16 protein-coding genes, 1 tRNA gene and 3 pseudogenes are annotated in these 14,925 nt (G+C 39.2%); 7 read left to right on the top strand and 13 right to left on the bottom strand.

What is annotated here, in order from left to right:
- Positions 1-74 precede the first annotated feature (74 nt).
- From DSM106972_RS21120 to DSM106972_RS51485, 3 genes and pseudogenes are all read right to left on the bottom strand, one after another.
- A pseudogene (locus tag DSM106972_RS21120) lies at positions 75-527 on the bottom strand (aldehyde dehydrogenase family protein); the annotation flags it as partial.
- 63 nt (positions 528-590) lie between these two features.
- Positions 591-812 carry a hypothetical protein gene (locus tag DSM106972_RS21115; RefSeq protein WP_127082571.1) on the bottom strand — a complete coding sequence of 74 codons (222 nt, stop codon included), beginning with the start codon at positions 810-812 and terminating at the stop codon, positions 591-593.
- Between the two features lie 152 nt (positions 813-964).
- Positions 965-1,141, bottom strand: a complete 177-nt coding sequence (locus DSM106972_RS51485) for a hypothetical protein (protein ID WP_158632857.1) — start codon at positions 1,139-1,141, stop codon at positions 965-967.
- A gap of 955 nt (positions 1,142-2,096) precedes the next feature.
- On the opposite strand from DSM106972_RS51485, the gene DSM106972_RS21105 reads away from it, so the two are divergent.
- The 3 genes and pseudogenes from DSM106972_RS21105 (at position 2,097) to DSM106972_RS21095 (ending at position 3,177) form a co-directional block, all read left to right on the top strand.
- The gene (locus DSM106972_RS21105) at positions 2,097-2,312 is read left to right on the top strand and encodes an AMP-binding protein (RefSeq protein ID WP_127082569.1); all 216 of its coding nucleotides are present in this window, start codon (positions 2,097-2,099) and stop codon (positions 2,310-2,312) included.
- Positions 2,303-2,710 (top strand): annotated as a pseudogene (locus DSM106972_RS53640) (long-chain fatty acid--CoA ligase); the annotation flags it as partial. The gene DSM106972_RS21105 and the pseudogene DSM106972_RS53640, both read left to right, overlap by 10 nt.
- A 20-nt stretch (positions 2,711-2,730) precedes the next feature.
- Positions 2,731-3,177, top strand: a complete 447-nt coding sequence (locus tag DSM106972_RS21095; RefSeq protein WP_019489390.1) for a YlqD family protein — start codon at positions 2,731-2,733, stop codon at positions 3,175-3,177.
- Between the two features lie 129 nt (positions 3,178-3,306).
- Here the strand turns inward: DSM106972_RS21095 and DSM106972_RS21090 are convergent, their stop codons facing one another.
- Positions 3,307-3,798: a hypothetical protein gene (locus DSM106972_RS21090; protein WP_127082568.1), complete on the bottom strand. Its 492-nt coding sequence runs from the start codon at positions 3,796-3,798 to the stop codon at positions 3,307-3,309.
- 245 nt (positions 3,799-4,043) lie between these two features.
- Here DSM106972_RS21090 and DSM106972_RS21085 point away from each other — a divergent pair, with 245 nt between their 5' ends.
- Both DSM106972_RS21085 and DSM106972_RS21080 read left to right on the top strand, forming a co-directional pair.
- Positions 4,044-5,348: a dihydrolipoamide acetyltransferase family protein gene (locus DSM106972_RS21085; RefSeq protein ID WP_127082567.1), complete on the top strand. Its 1,305-nt coding sequence runs from the start codon at positions 4,044-4,046 to the stop codon at positions 5,346-5,348.
- 93 nt (positions 5,349-5,441) lie between these two features.
- Positions 5,442-6,599 carry a glycosyltransferase family 2 protein gene (locus DSM106972_RS21080; RefSeq protein WP_127082566.1) on the top strand — a complete coding sequence of 386 codons (1,158 nt, stop codon included), beginning with the start codon at positions 5,442-5,444 and terminating at the stop codon, positions 6,597-6,599.
- A 2-nt stretch (positions 6,600-6,601) separates the two neighbouring features.
- On the opposite strand, the gene DSM106972_RS21075 is transcribed toward DSM106972_RS21080, so the two are convergent.
- From DSM106972_RS21075 to DSM106972_RS21060, 4 genes are all read right to left on the bottom strand, one after another.
- A complete protein-coding gene (locus DSM106972_RS21075; protein ID WP_127082565.1) occupies positions 6,602-7,189 on the bottom strand; it encodes a DUF4178 domain-containing protein in 588 nt (195 codons plus the stop codon).
- 83 nt (positions 7,190-7,272) lie between these two features.
- Positions 7,273-8,835, bottom strand: coding sequence for a polyamine aminopropyltransferase (locus tag DSM106972_RS21070; RefSeq protein WP_127082564.1), 1,563 nt, complete (start codon positions 8,833-8,835; stop codon positions 7,273-7,275).
- Positions 8,836-8,859: 24 nt separating this feature from the next.
- Entirely contained in the window at positions 8,860-9,096 is a 237-nt protein-coding gene (locus DSM106972_RS21065) for a hypothetical protein (RefSeq protein ID WP_127082563.1), read from the bottom strand.
- Between the two features lie 3 nt (positions 9,097-9,099).
- Positions 9,100-10,107, bottom strand: coding sequence for a hypothetical protein (locus tag DSM106972_RS21060; RefSeq protein WP_127082562.1), 1,008 nt, complete (start codon positions 10,105-10,107; stop codon positions 9,100-9,102).
- A gap of 525 nt (positions 10,108-10,632) precedes the next feature.
- Between DSM106972_RS21060 and DSM106972_RS21055 the strand changes: the two genes are divergently transcribed.
- Entirely contained in the window at positions 10,633-11,028 is a 396-nt protein-coding gene (locus tag DSM106972_RS21055) for a DUF433 domain-containing protein (RefSeq protein ID WP_233787389.1), read from the top strand.
- On the opposite strand, the gene DSM106972_RS21050 is transcribed toward DSM106972_RS21055, so the two are convergent.
- Both DSM106972_RS21050 and DSM106972_RS21045 read right to left on the bottom strand, forming a co-directional pair.
- Positions 11,010-11,501 carry a hypothetical protein gene (locus tag DSM106972_RS21050; RefSeq protein ID WP_127082561.1) on the bottom strand — a complete coding sequence of 164 codons (492 nt, stop codon included), beginning with the start codon at positions 11,499-11,501 and terminating at the stop codon, positions 11,010-11,012. The two genes, DSM106972_RS21055 and DSM106972_RS21050, sit on opposite strands and share 19 nt — an antisense overlap.
- Before the next feature lie 9 nt (positions 11,502-11,510).
- Positions 11,511-12,047 (bottom strand): hypothetical protein, encoded by a 537-nt coding sequence (locus tag DSM106972_RS21045; protein ID WP_127082560.1) that lies wholly within the window; start codon positions 12,045-12,047, stop codon positions 11,511-11,513.
- Between the two features lie 112 nt (positions 12,048-12,159).
- On the opposite strand from DSM106972_RS21045, the pseudogene DSM106972_RS21040 reads away from it, so the two are divergent.
- Positions 12,160-12,249 (top strand): annotated as a pseudogene (locus tag DSM106972_RS21040) (AAA-like domain-containing protein); the annotation flags it as partial.
- Positions 12,250-12,781: 532 nt separating this feature from the next.
- Here the strand turns inward: DSM106972_RS21040 and DSM106972_RS51480 are convergent.
- The 3 genes from DSM106972_RS51480 to DSM106972_RS51475 form a co-directional block, all read right to left on the bottom strand.
- Positions 12,782-12,946, bottom strand: coding sequence for a hypothetical protein (locus DSM106972_RS51480; protein WP_158632856.1), 165 nt, complete (start codon positions 12,944-12,946; stop codon positions 12,782-12,784).
- 13 nt (positions 12,947-12,959) lie between these two features.
- Positions 12,960-14,570 (bottom strand): TROVE domain-containing protein, encoded by a 1,611-nt coding sequence (locus DSM106972_RS21035; RefSeq protein ID WP_127082559.1) that lies wholly within the window; start codon positions 14,568-14,570, stop codon positions 12,960-12,962.
- 172 nt (positions 14,571-14,742) lie between these two features.
- Positions 14,743-14,866: transfer RNA gene (locus tag DSM106972_RS51475), tRNA-OTHER, on the bottom strand.
- Between the last annotated feature and the right edge of the window lie 59 nt (positions 14,867-14,925).

Raw genomic sequence — 14,925 nt, 5'->3', positions numbered from 1 at the left:
CCAATATTTATCTTGAATGTTATATTTACCTATAATTCAAATCATTTCACTTTTTTAGTTACTATTTAAACTCAAATAAAATTTAACATGTCAAAAATAATAGGTATCGATAACATGACTGTAGAAGCAGCTGCCCGTTTAATAATTACAGCACAACCAGCCAATAAAGCAGGAATTGCATCAATAGTGGATAGTAACAGAGGAAAATTCCAAGGACTAATTACCCCGACCAGTTGATAGGGTACTGTTGTTTGTTGCAATTGAATAAAGGGAATCGACGTATCTTTGAGAGTTTCTTGCAATATCTTCGGTGCTAATTGAGACCATCTATCGATACTACTGAGAAAAGAATCTACTTCTAGATTAGAAATTGACAATCTTCCTGTATCATCAACCAAAGCCGAAACAAGTTGATCATGCAACGCCAATATCTCTTGCTTCCATTGTTGTAACGCTTATACCCGCTTTTCAACACCAAGTTGCAGCCAAAGACTTTGACTGCTCCGCAAGCGATTACACTCCTGTGCATCGAGAGCTACGGTCATGGTTTTATAATTGAGTCACCAGATGCAGTGATATAGAGTCATGCTTCAATTTTTAGCAAATACCACATGTAGAGACGTTACATGTAACGTTTCTACAAATGTGACAATTCCCAGGTGTGCTTCAAACAGGTGAAAATTGCTGTAATAGAGGCGCCGTTTATCATCTTGTAAAATTTTCTCTATACTTTTGATACTGCTTGGCTCGGCAATAAATGATAGGGTTATGGAGATTTTCTTATGTAATATCATGTCCGGTTGATTACCCATAATTACCGACAATGTAGAGACATTCTTTCAATCGCGTCTCTACGATGATTTTATTAAGGTTACGTAACCGGACATAATGTAAAAACCCGGTTATATGTGAACCGGGTTATGTATCGATTTGAACTAGCTGTGTATTTATGGGAAATAGATGTTTAACTTTCAGGAAGTAGGGTGGGTACTTCTTGACTAGGCGCCTCTGATAATGTTTCTGTTAAAGGTGGTTTTATTTTCTCTGCTCTGTCAGTGAGTAGCGTTGACAGCAACTTTGGTAATACGATGCAAACAGTTGCACTAAAGAGTGTTAGGAGTAAACCCTCTGTCAAATTCAAAGCCTTCCCCCTTTTTTTTATAATTGGTTCTATTTATTAAGTGTGCAGCATATTGACTAATATGTATTCAATTGAATGTTTGGAATTTCTTCTGATAACTATAAGTTTGATTTAACATAAAGTTTTGTAAACATAAATCAAAATAATATTAAAAAGGGAGATACTGCCCCTTGTAGGCAATCTCCCCATCAAGTTGTTCTACAAATTTGGAGAACATCTCTCGCAGAAGTGCGGGCTGAATTTACATGATGGAGTGGTTTTCAAGGTATAAGTAGCACAGAATGGAAAACTACTAACCTTTGGTTTATGCTTTTGTTTTTCTTTTTGAAGAACAAGAACTCGACTTTGTTTTATTGATTGATTGCCAAGAGCCAAAATCATTGAAACCATTCGCGGCAACACAAGGCAGGTAATTGTGCTGACCAAAGTTAGTAATATGATATCTATTGAATTCATGTCTGGTTTACCTCTTAATGAATCGTAGTAGGCTGTGTGAATTTTACATTTTAGGTTTTAGACCTTGGATTAAAAACAACTCAAGGCCTAAAATTCAAAATTTAAAATAGATGTGCGCTGCGGTCGTTCAGAGGGCAAAAACCCGTCTCTTTTTTGAAAGCGGGTTTTGAAGCATCACTGTTTGTTTATATAAGCCTAACACAACATAGAGTTTAATCAATAGGTGAATTTATTTTGATGTGGAAAAGTCAATGTAAGAAAGTTGTGTCTTTTTGAGTAAGTTATGCTGTCTCTGATGCGGAATATGCTGGAAACAGTATTAATTAAATTTTTAGGTAATAGTAGGGTGAGGTGGTTATGGCAAAAACATATAATATCCCAAATTTCTTGGAGAACTGTATTTTGTGCGAGCTGACAAACGCTCGGCATTTGCTCGATTATTCAGGTGTTAAGAGACTAAGCGAAATATGGCGTGAAGTAGCAAAGCGATGTTAGGCATGTGGTGGCAGTTAATGACCTTCATGCGAAACCAAAAGTTGTTTTAACTTACACTCAATTAAATCAAAAAGTTCAGTGTTTTGCGGCTAGTTTACAGGCTTTCTTGATGGGACCAGGTGATAAAAGTGCTTTAATAGCAGATAATTCTCCGCGTTGGTTGATAGCTGACCAAGGAATTATGATGGCAGGTGCTGTTGATGCGATGCTAACGACCTGATTTTAACCGGACGTGCAAAAGATACTATTGTATTAACAAATCGTGAGAACAATAGAGCCACAACCAATTGAGGATGCAGTTTTACGTTCTTAATGGCGCCTTAAGCTATGTATACAAAAAGACAATGTTACACTGGCAGGCAGCCAAAAAATAAACTTGGAGAGTAAAATAATCCTGGATTTATTTCGTCGAGAACTTAACCGAGAGGTGCAAAATCGTCCTGGCGTTCCGTCCGGACGACCGTATAGGCGCCTGCACGGTTAATTTTAGAGCCATTTTCGACAGAAAATGGTTTAATGACACAAACATTGAAGGTGAGGCGCAATTAGTTGTAATCGAACGTCCCAGGCGATACGATTAACAACATGTTCGCCCTCACCTCCACAACTGTTAACTAATGAGTGAACGTGAAAACTTTATGGATGTCTCCAAGCAACTACTATTAAAGCGTGCTGTCAACGTCAAAGCGATTGTTACTACGCTTTGGAAAGAAGAAGTACAGCAGCAACTTCAGGGTCAAATAATCCAAATTGACCAACAGCTACAACAACTCGATGTTCAAGGACAGCGGGCAATAGCAGAAATTCAAAAACAAGGTTTGCAACCACCCGGACCACAAACCTTACAGCAAATAGATAATATCCAAGCGCAAGTCAACGAAAAGAAAAGTGAACTGCTAGAACAAAAGAACCAAAGCTTGCAAAATCTCCAACAGGTTCAGTTATTAGAACTCGACCAAGAAGTAAATCAATTCCAAATGGAAGGTTTCTTCCGTGTTGAACCAGGAGACAACTTAATTAGTAAGTTACAAGTCGAAGTAGTCATCCGTGATGGAGTCGTTGAAGAAATTCGCGGAGACATCTAAGAGAGTGAAAAGTGCTGAGTGCTGAGTGCTGAGTAGGGTTAGGAGTTAGGAGTTAGGAGTTAGGAATTAAGGATATTACTCAGCACTCAGCACTTTCTACTCAGCACTTTACTCAGCACTCAGCACTTTCTACTCAGCACTATTTTCGTTGCTATTTCGTTTTCCCACCCAGACTATTTGCCACATAGGAGGAGAGGTAGCGAGTATTGTGCGTCCAAAAGTGCTGAGTTCGACGCGGTAGCGAACTGTATCACGAGAGTTTTTAACTAGGTCGTTTTGAGTAATTGTTACTAAAGCTTGATTGGGTTGTGGGTAAGCGACCTCGACTTTTCGGGGTTTACCCTCAATGCCATTTGTATCAAATGCTTCCATTGCTAGCGATGCTGGGTCTGAACCTTGGAGCGCGGATTTGATACTTTCTAAAGGTATCTTTTTATATTTTGCGCGTTCCGGATTAGCTGCAATGTCAGCTTCTATTGCCACAGGGGGTTGTTGCGCTTGTGCGTTCTGATTGGTGTAAATCAGTGAGGATGAATTAGAATTGTTAAAAACAACGCTAGCGCTGATTGTGGCAAAGATACTGAGTATCAAAATAAAAACTATCTTTGACTTTGCCGACATAACAAAAACGTGTGTGTGAGAAGGTTTAGTTATCAACTTTGCATTCTAAGTCTATATACAGCATTTCCTCCGGTCGTTTTATAACTTTTATATATAAATCACACTTTGGGGAGAGAGGTCAGGAAAGAACGCTTATACAAAATTTATAGACATAAACATTATTAAGATGGTTCCTCGTGCGAAGAAGCAAGCTACAATTCGATTTGGCACAATTTATAATTTATCGATTAACCTAACCACACAAGATGAGCATTTACGAAGTATTCATGCCCGCACTTAGTTCCACCATGACCGAAGGCAAGATTGTTTCCTGGGCAAAATCACCCGGTGACAAAGTGGAAAAAGGCGAAACTGTGGTGGTTGTCGAGTCTGATAAAGCTGATATGGATGTGGAATCCTTTTATGAAGGATACCTTGCCCATATCATAGTTCAAGCTGGTGATTCGGCGCCTGTTGGGGAAGCGATTGCTTTTATTGTTGAAACCGAAGCGGAAATTGCCACTGCGGCAGCACAAGCAACATCAACCCCACAACCTGTTGCACAACCAGTTGCTGTAACTTCGGGCGCCAGTGCAACTGCAACTGCACAAACCTCAACAGCAAACTCTAACGGCTCAAACCATCGCGAAGGTAGGGTTGTAGCGTCACCACGCGCTAAGAAATTAGCAAAAGAGCTAAAAGTCGAGTTAGATAAAATTACTACTGGTAGTGGTCCTTTCGGTCGTATTATTGCTGCCGATATAGAAGCTCTTGCAGGCAAAGCTCCAACAACAGCTCCTGTGGTTGCTCCTGTAGCTCGTGTTGAAACACCAGTTTACACACCAGCACCAGCTGCAAAACCAACTCCAACACCACCAGCACCTGTTTCAGTAGTGCCAGGAACAACAACACCATTTAACACGTTGCAAAACGCTGTTAATAGGAGTATGGTTGCTAGCTTGGCAGTTCCAGTTTTCCGTGTAGGCTACACTATCACCACCGACGCTCTCGACAAACTCTACAAACAGCTTAAATCTAAAGGTGTGACAATGAGCGCGCTGCTAGCGAAAGCTGTAGCGGTAACACTACAAAAACATCCTTTATTAAATGCTAGTTATTCTGACTCAGGAATTGTGCATCACTCTGGCATTAATATAGCTGTTGCGGTTGCAATGGACGATGGTGGGTTAATTACACCAGTCTTGCAAAACGCCGACCAAATAGATATATATTCGCTATCACGTAACTGGAAGTCTTTGGTAGAACGTGCGCGTGCGAAACAACTTCAACCCGATGAGTATAGTACAGGTACCTTTACCATTTCTAATTTAGGAATGTTCGGTGTTGATACATTCGACGCTATCTTACCACCTGGAACTGGTTCGATACTAGCAATCGGCGCCTCACGTCCTCAAGTTGTAGCAACCCCTGACGGTATGTTCGGTGTCAAACAGCAAATGCAAGTCAATATTACCTGTGACCACCGTATTATATACGGCGCCCATGCAGCTGCCTTCTTAAAAGACTTGGCATCGTGCATTGAAACTAATACACAATCATTGACTATGTAATATTACTTAACATAGCGCTAATTTTAATTTATAAGGCTCGGTTTAATTCTGAACCGAGCTTATTATTTTAGATATAGTTAAAAGGTTACTTCTATGACAAAAGAATCTCCTTTAGTTTCTGTTATCATACCGGCTTACAATGCTGAGACTTTTATTAAACGAACATTGGATTCTATCCTCACTCAGACGTACACAAATATTGAAGTTTTAGTTGTTAATGACGGATCGCTTGATGGAACTGTCGATATTTTAAAATCTTTTGTTCAGAAAGACAGTCGTGTCAAACTCTTGCAACAGTCAAATGCAGGGGTAGCAGCAGCTCGTAATTTAGCAATTGAAAAGTCTAGTGGTGAGTATATCGCACCGATTGATGCCGATGATATTTGGTATCCCCAAAAACTAGAAAAAGAAGTGCAATGCTTGCTAGAAGCTGACCCATCTGTAGGACTAGTTTATGCCTGGTCGGTCAACATTGACGAGGATGATATAATCTATGGAATACCTGATACTGAATATCATAGAGACTTTTATAGCGCAGAGGGAACTGTTTACCCACTTCTGGTGTACACCAACTTTATAGGCTGTGCTAGTGTGCCTCTGATACGTCGATCTTGTTTTGAAAAAGTTGGTGGTTACAATTGTAAGCTCAGAGCAGATAATGCTCAAGGTTGTGAGGATTGGGATATTTATTTGCGTATTGCTGAACATTACAAGTTTAGGGTAGTACAAGAATTTTTGATTGGTTACCGTCGGGTAAGAGGAAGTATGTCTTGTAACTATCGGTCAATGGAAAGGTCTTACAATCTGTTTATGGCAGATTTCCAACAAAGACATCCAGAAATTCCTACTTACATTTACGATTTGTCTGCCAGTAGTTTTTGCTTTTATTTATCAGCAGCCAGCCAGTCTTGCGGAGATTATTGGAGTACTTTAGTCTTGGTATATAAAGGTATAAAATTAGACTACACCCAAATTGTTAGCTTATTTCAATATCAATTTCTGATTAAATTGCTTTTGAAAATTGCAGTTAAACCAATAATGTCTTGGATGGGTCTAGAGCATGACTACTGGTATGAGTATCTTAAGAAAAAATTTAAATCGCCTAATAATTTAGGTGTTAATCGTGTGATTAATGTTTCTGATATCCAGAAAAAAGCTGACGAACGTAAGCCATTGCGGAAACGATACAGCAAAATTCATCAACAAAGATGGTTGCAAGTGTTGCAGGTTTGTCGAGCAGTTGAATTATAGGTTTAATCACGGTACACGGTTTTACCATCACCAGGTAATATTGTTAGTGACCGAGGACTAATTTTTTCTCCAACAGAAACCTCAATATCTCCATCCCAAATTTCAATTGATAAAATTTTTCCGTCCGTACTTTCATAGTCAAAATATTGACATTTTTCTGCTTTTCGTTTCATCGTTATACCAGTACGTGTCATTCTGGCTTTACCATAATCTACACGTGTATATATTTCTCCTGCAAAGTTTAATTCGGGTGGTGGGTCTTTACTTACATCAAGTTGGTTTGTTGGTTCTAGTAATGCAATTTCAACACGGTCATCTTCTTCGACTGATAACCAGGCTATTTTATCTTTGTCTTGTAGTAAATATTCGTACCAGTAGTAGGCGCCTTCTTGATAAGTCAATCTACCTTCGACTACCCAATCAATACCCATGTGCTGGATTATATCGCCTATCTTTAAATCAAATATAGTGGTATTTACTGGCGCCAGTTTTTTATTAGTAGTTGGTTTTAATAAGTTTTGTATTTGTTTGCGCTGTGTGTAGATTATTATGGCTGTGACTGCGATGATGGCTAGGGTAATATATAACATTGTTTTACTCTCAAATTATAAATGCTGTACGGGCGGGTTCACCTAAATTTTCATTGTTTACTAGAGTATAGGTAAACCCGCCCCTACGGTATATTTCTTATTCTTGATTCTTGCGACTGGTAACGAACAATGACGGGATGAGTAAGACGATTGATTTCTGTGTTGCCAAACTCAATATCTTTAGGTAACTCGAATATGTGTTGTAATAAGGGGGTGGTGAGATATCTAGTTGGAATTTCAAGCTTCAGTTTTGTTGTATCTATATTATTTCGTGATGCGAGAACAAAACCCCAAGGGCCAAACGAGGGTACATCAGCAACATAGGGATGTACCATAAGTCCTGTATGGGCTATTGTGGCAGTTATGCAGCTTATGACTTTGGGTGTGAAAAATGAGCTTGATGCTTGGGTGACAAGAACACCATTTTCTGCAAGGCGCCCCATTAACCGCCGATAAAATCCATCTGAATAAAGTTTAGCTAAACTATCATGGTCTGGGTCAGGAAAATCGGCGATAATGACATCGAATATATCGGGTAATTTAGGCGCCTGTACAAATGCATCGGCGTTGATGACTTGAACTCGTGGGTCTTTAAGTGAGTTAGCGTTTACTTTAGCTAGTTGCGGGTAACGAGTAGCTAATTTGACGATTGTTGGGTCAAGTTCAATTAAAACAACACGCTCTACACCCTGCCATTTTAAAACTTCTCGCACTGCCATTCCATCGCCGGCGCCTAGAACGAGTACTTTTTTACGCTTTGGGACAGCGCTCATTGCTGGGTGAACTAATGCTTCATGATAGCGATACTCATCGACAGTGGAAAATTGTAAGTCACCGTCGAGAAATAAACGCAGGTCTTTACCTTGACGTGTTAAAACAATACGTTGGTAAGTTGATTGAACTCGCTTAATGATTGGTGCATTATATAAATTATTTTCGAGCTTGTTGCCTAGTGGGATAGATGCTGGCGCCGATATAAGTAAGACTATACCTAATATCAATCCTGCATATCCCCAACGACGCATTGATGGAAAACACTGTCCAATAGCAAATACCATTAAAGCAGGAAAGGCGCCTAACACAAACGCAGTGGGAAACATGCTCAAAAAAGGTAATAAAAGTAGGGGAAATGCTAGCGACCCCAACAAACCACCCAAATAATCAAGTGCCAGTACTCCAGAAATAGCATCGCGTACACCGTCAACTATTTCAAGCAAGCGCGCGAGAATTGGCACTTCTAAGCCTGCTAAAATTCCCAGTAAGATAGTAACGACAAATAAAGCTTGCCAAATTACAGCACTATCGGCAACGAACAGCGCGAATAATGCCATTGGTAATAAGGCAGTTAAAGGTGCTATGAGTAGTTCAATTTTTATAAATGCAGTTAGCATTTCACGCTGTAACGCGCGTCCTTGTTCTTTGGGTGCGATAAATCTGCTCAAGTATGAACCGATACCCATTGCTGCTAGGAATCCACCTATGGCAATACCATATGCGAGTGCTTGGTTGCCCATTAGATAGCTTGCTAGGTTACCCAGTAATAATTCAACCGCTAATCCTGTGCCGGATGATACTGCGGCTGCTAATAATAATGTTCTTCGCTGTACTTTGTTTATAAAGATACTTTCTTCTGTTTCGGCGCCCATATATTCCTAAAATTTAAAATCAAATCATTTCCCGCTTCCTGGTCCACCACCTTGGAAATTTTCGTAACTGGTGCGTTCTGTGGATGTAAAAATCCATACACCTTGTGAATTATATCGTCCTGATGGATTTGTGCCTTCACGCGGTGAATAATTTGATTGCTGTTCTTGACGCAGAACTAGGGCACTGGAGTCGGTGACGCTGGCATAAATTGTTGAGGCAGCAATTAATACGGTTCCAGCAGATAAAATTTTGGTAATCATAATTTAATTATTAACGGCTAAATCTTTGTGATTTTCCAAATAAATTACATCAGTAGGTAGAATTGTACGGGCGCCATCGCGAACTATTAGTTTTGTTCTGTCTATAGGTGCATCAGGATAAACTTCTACGTGAAAACCGTAAGAGTTGCGTTCAGGTATTACAAAGAATTTGTCTAGTTTAGCAACAGCTTTTATAAACTGCCCATCTTTTGTTTTACGCTCAACGTTAACATCGGTTGATTCGCAGTATATTTGTTCGCCATAGCCATCATTAATAACTAGCCTAACTTCTACTTGTCGAGGCGCCGTTTCGTCAGCTTCGACTTCGACGCGAACACGCACCAAACGTTTTTCTCCTCCCAATATTCCACGCCCAGTAGGGTCACTATCCTGAATCTTCTCAAAAATCGCACGCTTGCCACTTTTACGGGCAGCATACATAGTTGCCAACGCGAAAGGAGAGGAAAGAATCATTCCTAACCATAAATATCCAGTATCTATTATCCCGTCACTGACAGTAACTTGAAACGATACAGGTTGATTTAAATCTTTTCCTTCCGTAGTTCCATAGTCAAGCAGTGCGAGTGCAACCGTCAATGTCTCATCTTGCTTCGCACGTACATCTAGCCCACCAAGAGTATCTTGTTCAGCCCAACTTCCATACTCTCCCTCTTCATACCAAGTCCCAGTTTCACTCCATCCTTCCTTAGTACCCGACGCTATTACTTTTCCAGCTTTATCAAGCAATTGAATTTCAAACGCTACCCACTCATTCGCATTTATTCGTGCTTCAGCATCAACACGTAGGGCACCGAGTGTATGTGGTTTTAATTCTATAGGCTTAAGTTTTGCAGGCTCATCATCAACCGTTACTGTTTCATTTAACAGCGTTCGCTGCCACATCGGTGACAGAATTAACGTTACAAAAATTAATATGAAACTAGTGAAGGCGCCCCAAGCCCACCAATCAATAAATTGGCTTGTTCGCTTCGTTTTTATAGTCACTTGCATTGTAATTGTATAAATTAAAAAAGCGTGTTAATTACTCCATATTAGCCCTCGCTTTTCAAAAATGGCAAAAACTGTAGGTGCCTGTGCAGTGTAAGTAAGAGAAAGTTTACAAAGAATTATAAACGGATGTAACGGATAGTGAACTCATTTTTGAAAGAGGCGCCGTAAAAATCTTATACGTATAATACAAACACGCAAAATTCAGGCTTATGTCATGCTGACGCACGAAGGGCGCAGTTTTCCCGCTTTCGCGCGCATCTTCAATATTTTTAATACAAACGAGTTAAATTCAAACTTTTTGTCATGCTGACGCACGAAGGGCGCAGTTTTCCCGGAGGGTAGCATCTTCAAGGTTTTGACACACTTTAAAAGTAAAGGTGTGACCCGTTAATGTTATAAATATCAATATCGTTATCAGTCATCAAATTTAGATTATGACTATTCATTGCTAACTTTGGGTTATGAGTCAAGTATAATATTATCAATGATAAAATATATGTTATGAATACTAAGTAAACAGATAAAATGACTTTTACAGAATTAAAATCTCAATTACTCTCATTAACCCCAGCAGAAAAAGCCGAGGTCATTCAACTATTATCGCAAAGTCTAGCTAACACTTGGCAAGGAATAAACAAAACTCCTGGTGTCATGGGTGGTGATGCTTGTATAAGACAAACTCGTATTCCTGTTTGGTTATTAGTAAGTTACCAACGCTCAGGTCTAAGTGAAGCCAAAATCTTAGATAATTATCCTACTTTATCAGCTGTTGACTTAGCAAATGCTTGGTCTTATGCCCAAGTATACGCAAACGAGATTGAAGCAGCAATTGCAAAACATAACGAAGCGAAAAACATAGTGCCATTACGTACCATCAACTGCTGGTGTGTAAATCAAAGTGTTTACACTTTGCTTGTATGAATATTTTGTATGTGCCCGTATGTATGTAAAAATTTATCCCTTGCTTCTAACGTAGTAAATTTTGTTGAATTTTCTAATTCTCGAAGGCGCTCTCTGACTATAGTTACAAGTAACGAAGCAGGAACAAATTTAAAATCAGGTTCATTTTCAATCATTAATTCCATGATACTATTGAGAATATATGGCTCACAAGACGGTGCCTCTTTAAGCATATAATTAATCGCTTGTTCTTGGTTAGTTTCAAAAAGAACAGATAGCGCGGTAGCCTGTAAATATTTATCTCCCTTGGATTCAGAAAGTATTTCATAAGCAATTATAGCAGCTACAAGACTTTCGCGTAGTCTTAATTCTACAAGGGCAGAAGTAGCAATGAATAACTCATCATCTAAAGCGAGTTTTTTTAGTACATCTTCTGACAAATCACCATAATCAATATCGGCATCAGTCAGAATCTCCAAGTTTTCGCTATTCATAGTTTATCCTCATTTTTGAATTGGAATAAAATTAATAGTTGATAGATATTTTGTTCCGTTTGGAAGGATTATCCAAGTACTTTGTACTTTCAAATATCCCAGAGGTGCCTCCAATCGGCTTGAATATCTAACTCGATTTTCAACAGTTATATCTTCACCAACCGTTAATAAGTGAGCAATGATTTTATCAACAACATCAACAGAATCCTCCCATCCAAGTTGTTTGATTGTTTTAAACATTTCTTGGGAGCGATCCCAATTATGCTTTAGCTTATCCCGTATAAACAGTAATCTTTTTTCATTCTGCTTGTCTGCATCAAATTGTTTACGATTACTTTGTTTAAAGCTTTGTAATTGTTGCAATTCTTCTTGGGGATACATAGGTACTTTACCCATACAGTAGATATTAACTTTGTCAATAGCCACTTTGACTAAGCCTTTTTGAACACAAGGAATGACCTTATCGTTTTCGGCGATATGGTCTACAAGTTCAGCACCTAGTTCTTCAGACGGTATATAGCTTTCAGGGCTAATTTTAACCTCCAAATGACATGTTATTTTTACGTTTTAATCAATTTTATCAAAAGATTCATCATTACAATACTAATGTTTGCTCTTCGTCTAGCTTGATATATACAAGCTAAAGCGCATTAGCTAGAAAATCTACAAGGACTTTTTTGGTTTATTGCGTTTCCTCCACGAAGAAGCAAAGCAACGCGATATTTGGAAGCAACTGCGGTTGGTGATAGAGTCACTGGCTATGGCAACTAAGTAAAACTATGCCGTTAAATGAGTATAAAGCAGCACTTGCACGCATGGGAGAATTATTTTACAAGATGAATTAGTATTTATATAATTTGATACACTCTAGGTAACTAACAATGAAACTTGCGAATGTTCCAATTAGTTAAACGTTTGTTTCCTTACCATTCTGAGGTAGATAAATTTATTCAGCAAAGTGAGCAGGTGATAGCTGTTAAACAAGGTTGATGAATGCTCACAATCAAATATTTTGTTGCATAATACCCGCAACCTTGTAGAGACGCGATTTAATCGCGTCTCTACATGTATTGTATAAACACGTAATCTGCTGCATCAGATGCTTCACGTAATAAGGATGATAGGTTTTGCTAAATTTATCTCAAATTAACTCAATTAGAATCACAAATTTCTCAAGTCTATACTCAAATACAGGTGCCGTTTGATAGAAATCATCAACCTAACAAACAGCCCAATGTCTACCACAATTACAAAATCTATTGCAATTGTTTTACTGTGTATTATATCGCTAACAGCTTGTAGCTTGCCTTCAGGGCTTCTAACAGCAAGCAAGCACAAATAACAAATAAATCTGTCTCATCTACTTTAAATAAGTTGCATAAATTGATAATAAATTCAGGTCGGCGCCGTAGAACTGCAATTAGTAGATAAATTTTGGTGGGCATTGCCCACCATACATTACAAATCTGTTGCTAGCATTTGGATAAAGCGTGGTGCGCTAGGGTCAAAACCTGCTAAGTCCCAAGACATGGAACATTGAGGATCAACAAGTGAGATTTTGTTCGGCGCCAATGTTACGTATACAGCTTTGGCTTTCGGGTTAACTTTGTGGTGATATTCTGCAAGTGCTTGACTTGGATGTTTACGTCCTGCCCAGCTTTCGCAGTCTGTCCAAAAACAAATTACGTCAGCTTTAAATCTGTTTTTAATCATCCAGTCATAAGTAACTGATGCATCGGTACCACCAAAGTTTTGATTACTTGCTTTCTTCATTGCTGAACTAAAGGAGTCTTTGGCTGTAATATTTAAGTCAACGAATTGTGTTGAAAAACCACGGATGGCATAGTTTTTTTCAGCTTTTGCAGTTGCTAATGCCATTGTTGTCGCAATTTCACAACATGTTAATCCAATTGAACTGACTGTATAGCAACTCATCGAACCAGAAATATCTACTGCGTGCATAAATACTTTATTCGTTGGTTCGACAGTATCGAAAGAAAGTTCTAATGCGCGCTCTAAAATATCTACAATACGAGGAATAGGTTGCCAAGTTTTTTGGCTGCGTCCTAAGCTTCCACCAGATTTATAGGTTTTTAGCGCTTTTAATACGTCTATTGGATGGATACGTCCTTTGCGAAGATGGTTACGACTGTTTAATATAGATTCTGCATGGTCAAGGTTTTTTCTTGAGTCTGCGCGCAATACACCTAATTCAGTTAAGGAACCAAGATTTCGTAACATGGCGCCGATGGGCATATCATTAAATAATAATTGCCATGCTGTTTTATCCATTTTACCGACAGGCGCCGCCATTTCATGAGTCAAGCGACCTTCAGAAATTGCTTTATGGGTTTCACTCGGATTACGTTTTAACCACTCGTACCACCAAATTTGTGTTAACGCACCAGATGGAATTGCTTCTGGTAGTTCTTTCCATCCATTTAATACCCATTGGTACAATTGGTTATGGTCTCCGGTAGGTGGTTTGACGTGAAATAAACGTAAAGCGTCACGGTGAGAGAAACCTTGTCTTTGTTGATATTTCAACAATTGATATGCCAAGTCTCTAACGTTCTCGCGCGCTAACCAGCGTTGTCCTGCTTCACGAACAATTTTACCAAATCCACGCACTGATTTTGTATAATTTAACCATTCGTAGAAATGGCTGCCAGTACGCACAACTTGGGGGAAAATTTCTTGGAAAGCTTTTTTGGCGCCGTTTGTTTCTCCCATTGATAATAGTACTAGAGCAAAAATTGGTGCGCTGTTATTAATTGAGCGTCCGTCAGAAGCATATATAATTTCTGAGGCTACACGTTCTGGATTTTCGGCGATGGCTTTAAATAATGTATCGACAAAAGCATTGGTTAATTCATGCTTACCTGCATAATAAGTATTTTGTGATGTACCAATTAACAAGCAACGACGTAATACTTGCCACAAATCAGCTTTGAACATGTAGCCACCAGAACGTCCCTGAATCATCTCAGTTTCGCGTCCGGGAATTGGTTGAGATTGTCGAGTATTTTGATTTTTGTTATTTTGATTTAGAAAAAATTTATATGTCATTTTTATCTCCGCGACTCCCGTTGGGGCAAATATAAAATTGACAGGACGAGCTTTGCACTCGCGTCTCCGGCGATTAAGGGGGGATTCGTGAGTAAGCGATAACCCTAAATCTTCGTCCCGTAAGGGTAAAATTGGCGCTTTACTATTAAGCTACCTGCCAGTGAGAATAATGGTGGCGGAGCAAGATTTGAACTTGCGACCTCGCGAACCTAAATCGATAACCCTCATTCAGTCGTCCCGTGAGGGCAATAAGTCGAACAAGGATATTACGCGCTCTACCTCTGAGCTACCCGCCACATGATGTTTGGATTTTAGGTTATGGTTGGGAGGGTGAGGCGGGTGGGGGGAGCGGGTG

Source organism: Dulcicalothrix desertica PCC 7102, assembly GCF_003991905.1.
Lineage (GTDB): Bacteria > Cyanobacteriota > Cyanobacteriia > Cyanobacteriales > Nostocaceae > Dulcicalothrix > Dulcicalothrix desertica.
This window is presented reverse-complemented; position numbering and strand designations above follow the sequence as displayed.

Excerpts from the sequence above, each read along its gene's own strand:
- DSM106972_RS21115 (WP_127082571.1), bottom strand. The coding sequence starts at position 812 with ATGGGTAATCAACCGGACATGATATTACATAAGAAAATCTCCATAACC.
- DSM106972_RS21095 (WP_019489390.1), top strand. The coding sequence starts at position 2,731 with ATGGATGTCTCCAAGCAACTACTATTAAAGCGTGCTGTCAACGTCAAA.
- DSM106972_RS21090 (WP_127082568.1), bottom strand. The coding sequence starts at position 3,798 with ATGTCGGCAAAGTCAAAGATAGTTTTTATTTTGATACTCAGTATCTTT.
- DSM106972_RS21085 (WP_127082567.1), top strand. The coding sequence starts at position 4,044 with ATGAGCATTTACGAAGTATTCATGCCCGCACTTAGTTCCACCATGACC.
- DSM106972_RS21080 (WP_127082566.1), top strand. The coding sequence starts at position 5,442 with ATGACAAAAGAATCTCCTTTAGTTTCTGTTATCATACCGGCTTACAAT.
- DSM106972_RS21075 (WP_127082565.1), bottom strand. The coding sequence starts at position 7,189 with ATGTTATATATTACCCTAGCCATCATCGCAGTCACAGCCATAATAATC.
- DSM106972_RS21070 (WP_127082564.1), bottom strand. The coding sequence starts at position 8,835 with ATGGGCGCCGAAACAGAAGAAAGTATCTTTATAAACAAAGTACAGCGA.
- DSM106972_RS21065 (WP_127082563.1), bottom strand. The coding sequence starts at position 9,096 with ATGATTACCAAAATTTTATCTGCTGGAACCGTATTAATTGCTGCCTCA.
- DSM106972_RS21060 (WP_127082562.1), bottom strand. The coding sequence starts at position 10,107 with ATGCAAGTGACTATAAAAACGAAGCGAACAAGCCAATTTATTGATTGG.
- DSM106972_RS21055 (WP_233787389.1), top strand. The coding sequence starts at position 10,633 with ATGACTTTTACAGAATTAAAATCTCAATTACTCTCATTAACCCCAGCA.
- DSM106972_RS21050 (WP_127082561.1), bottom strand. The coding sequence starts at position 11,501 with ATGAATAGCGAAAACTTGGAGATTCTGACTGATGCCGATATTGATTAT.
- DSM106972_RS51480 (WP_158632856.1), bottom strand. The coding sequence starts at position 12,946 with ATGCCCACCAAAATTTATCTACTAATTGCAGTTCTACGGCGCCGACCT.
- DSM106972_RS21035 (WP_127082559.1), bottom strand. The coding sequence starts at position 14,570 with ATGACATATAAATTTTTTCTAAATCAAAATAACAAAAATCAAAATACT.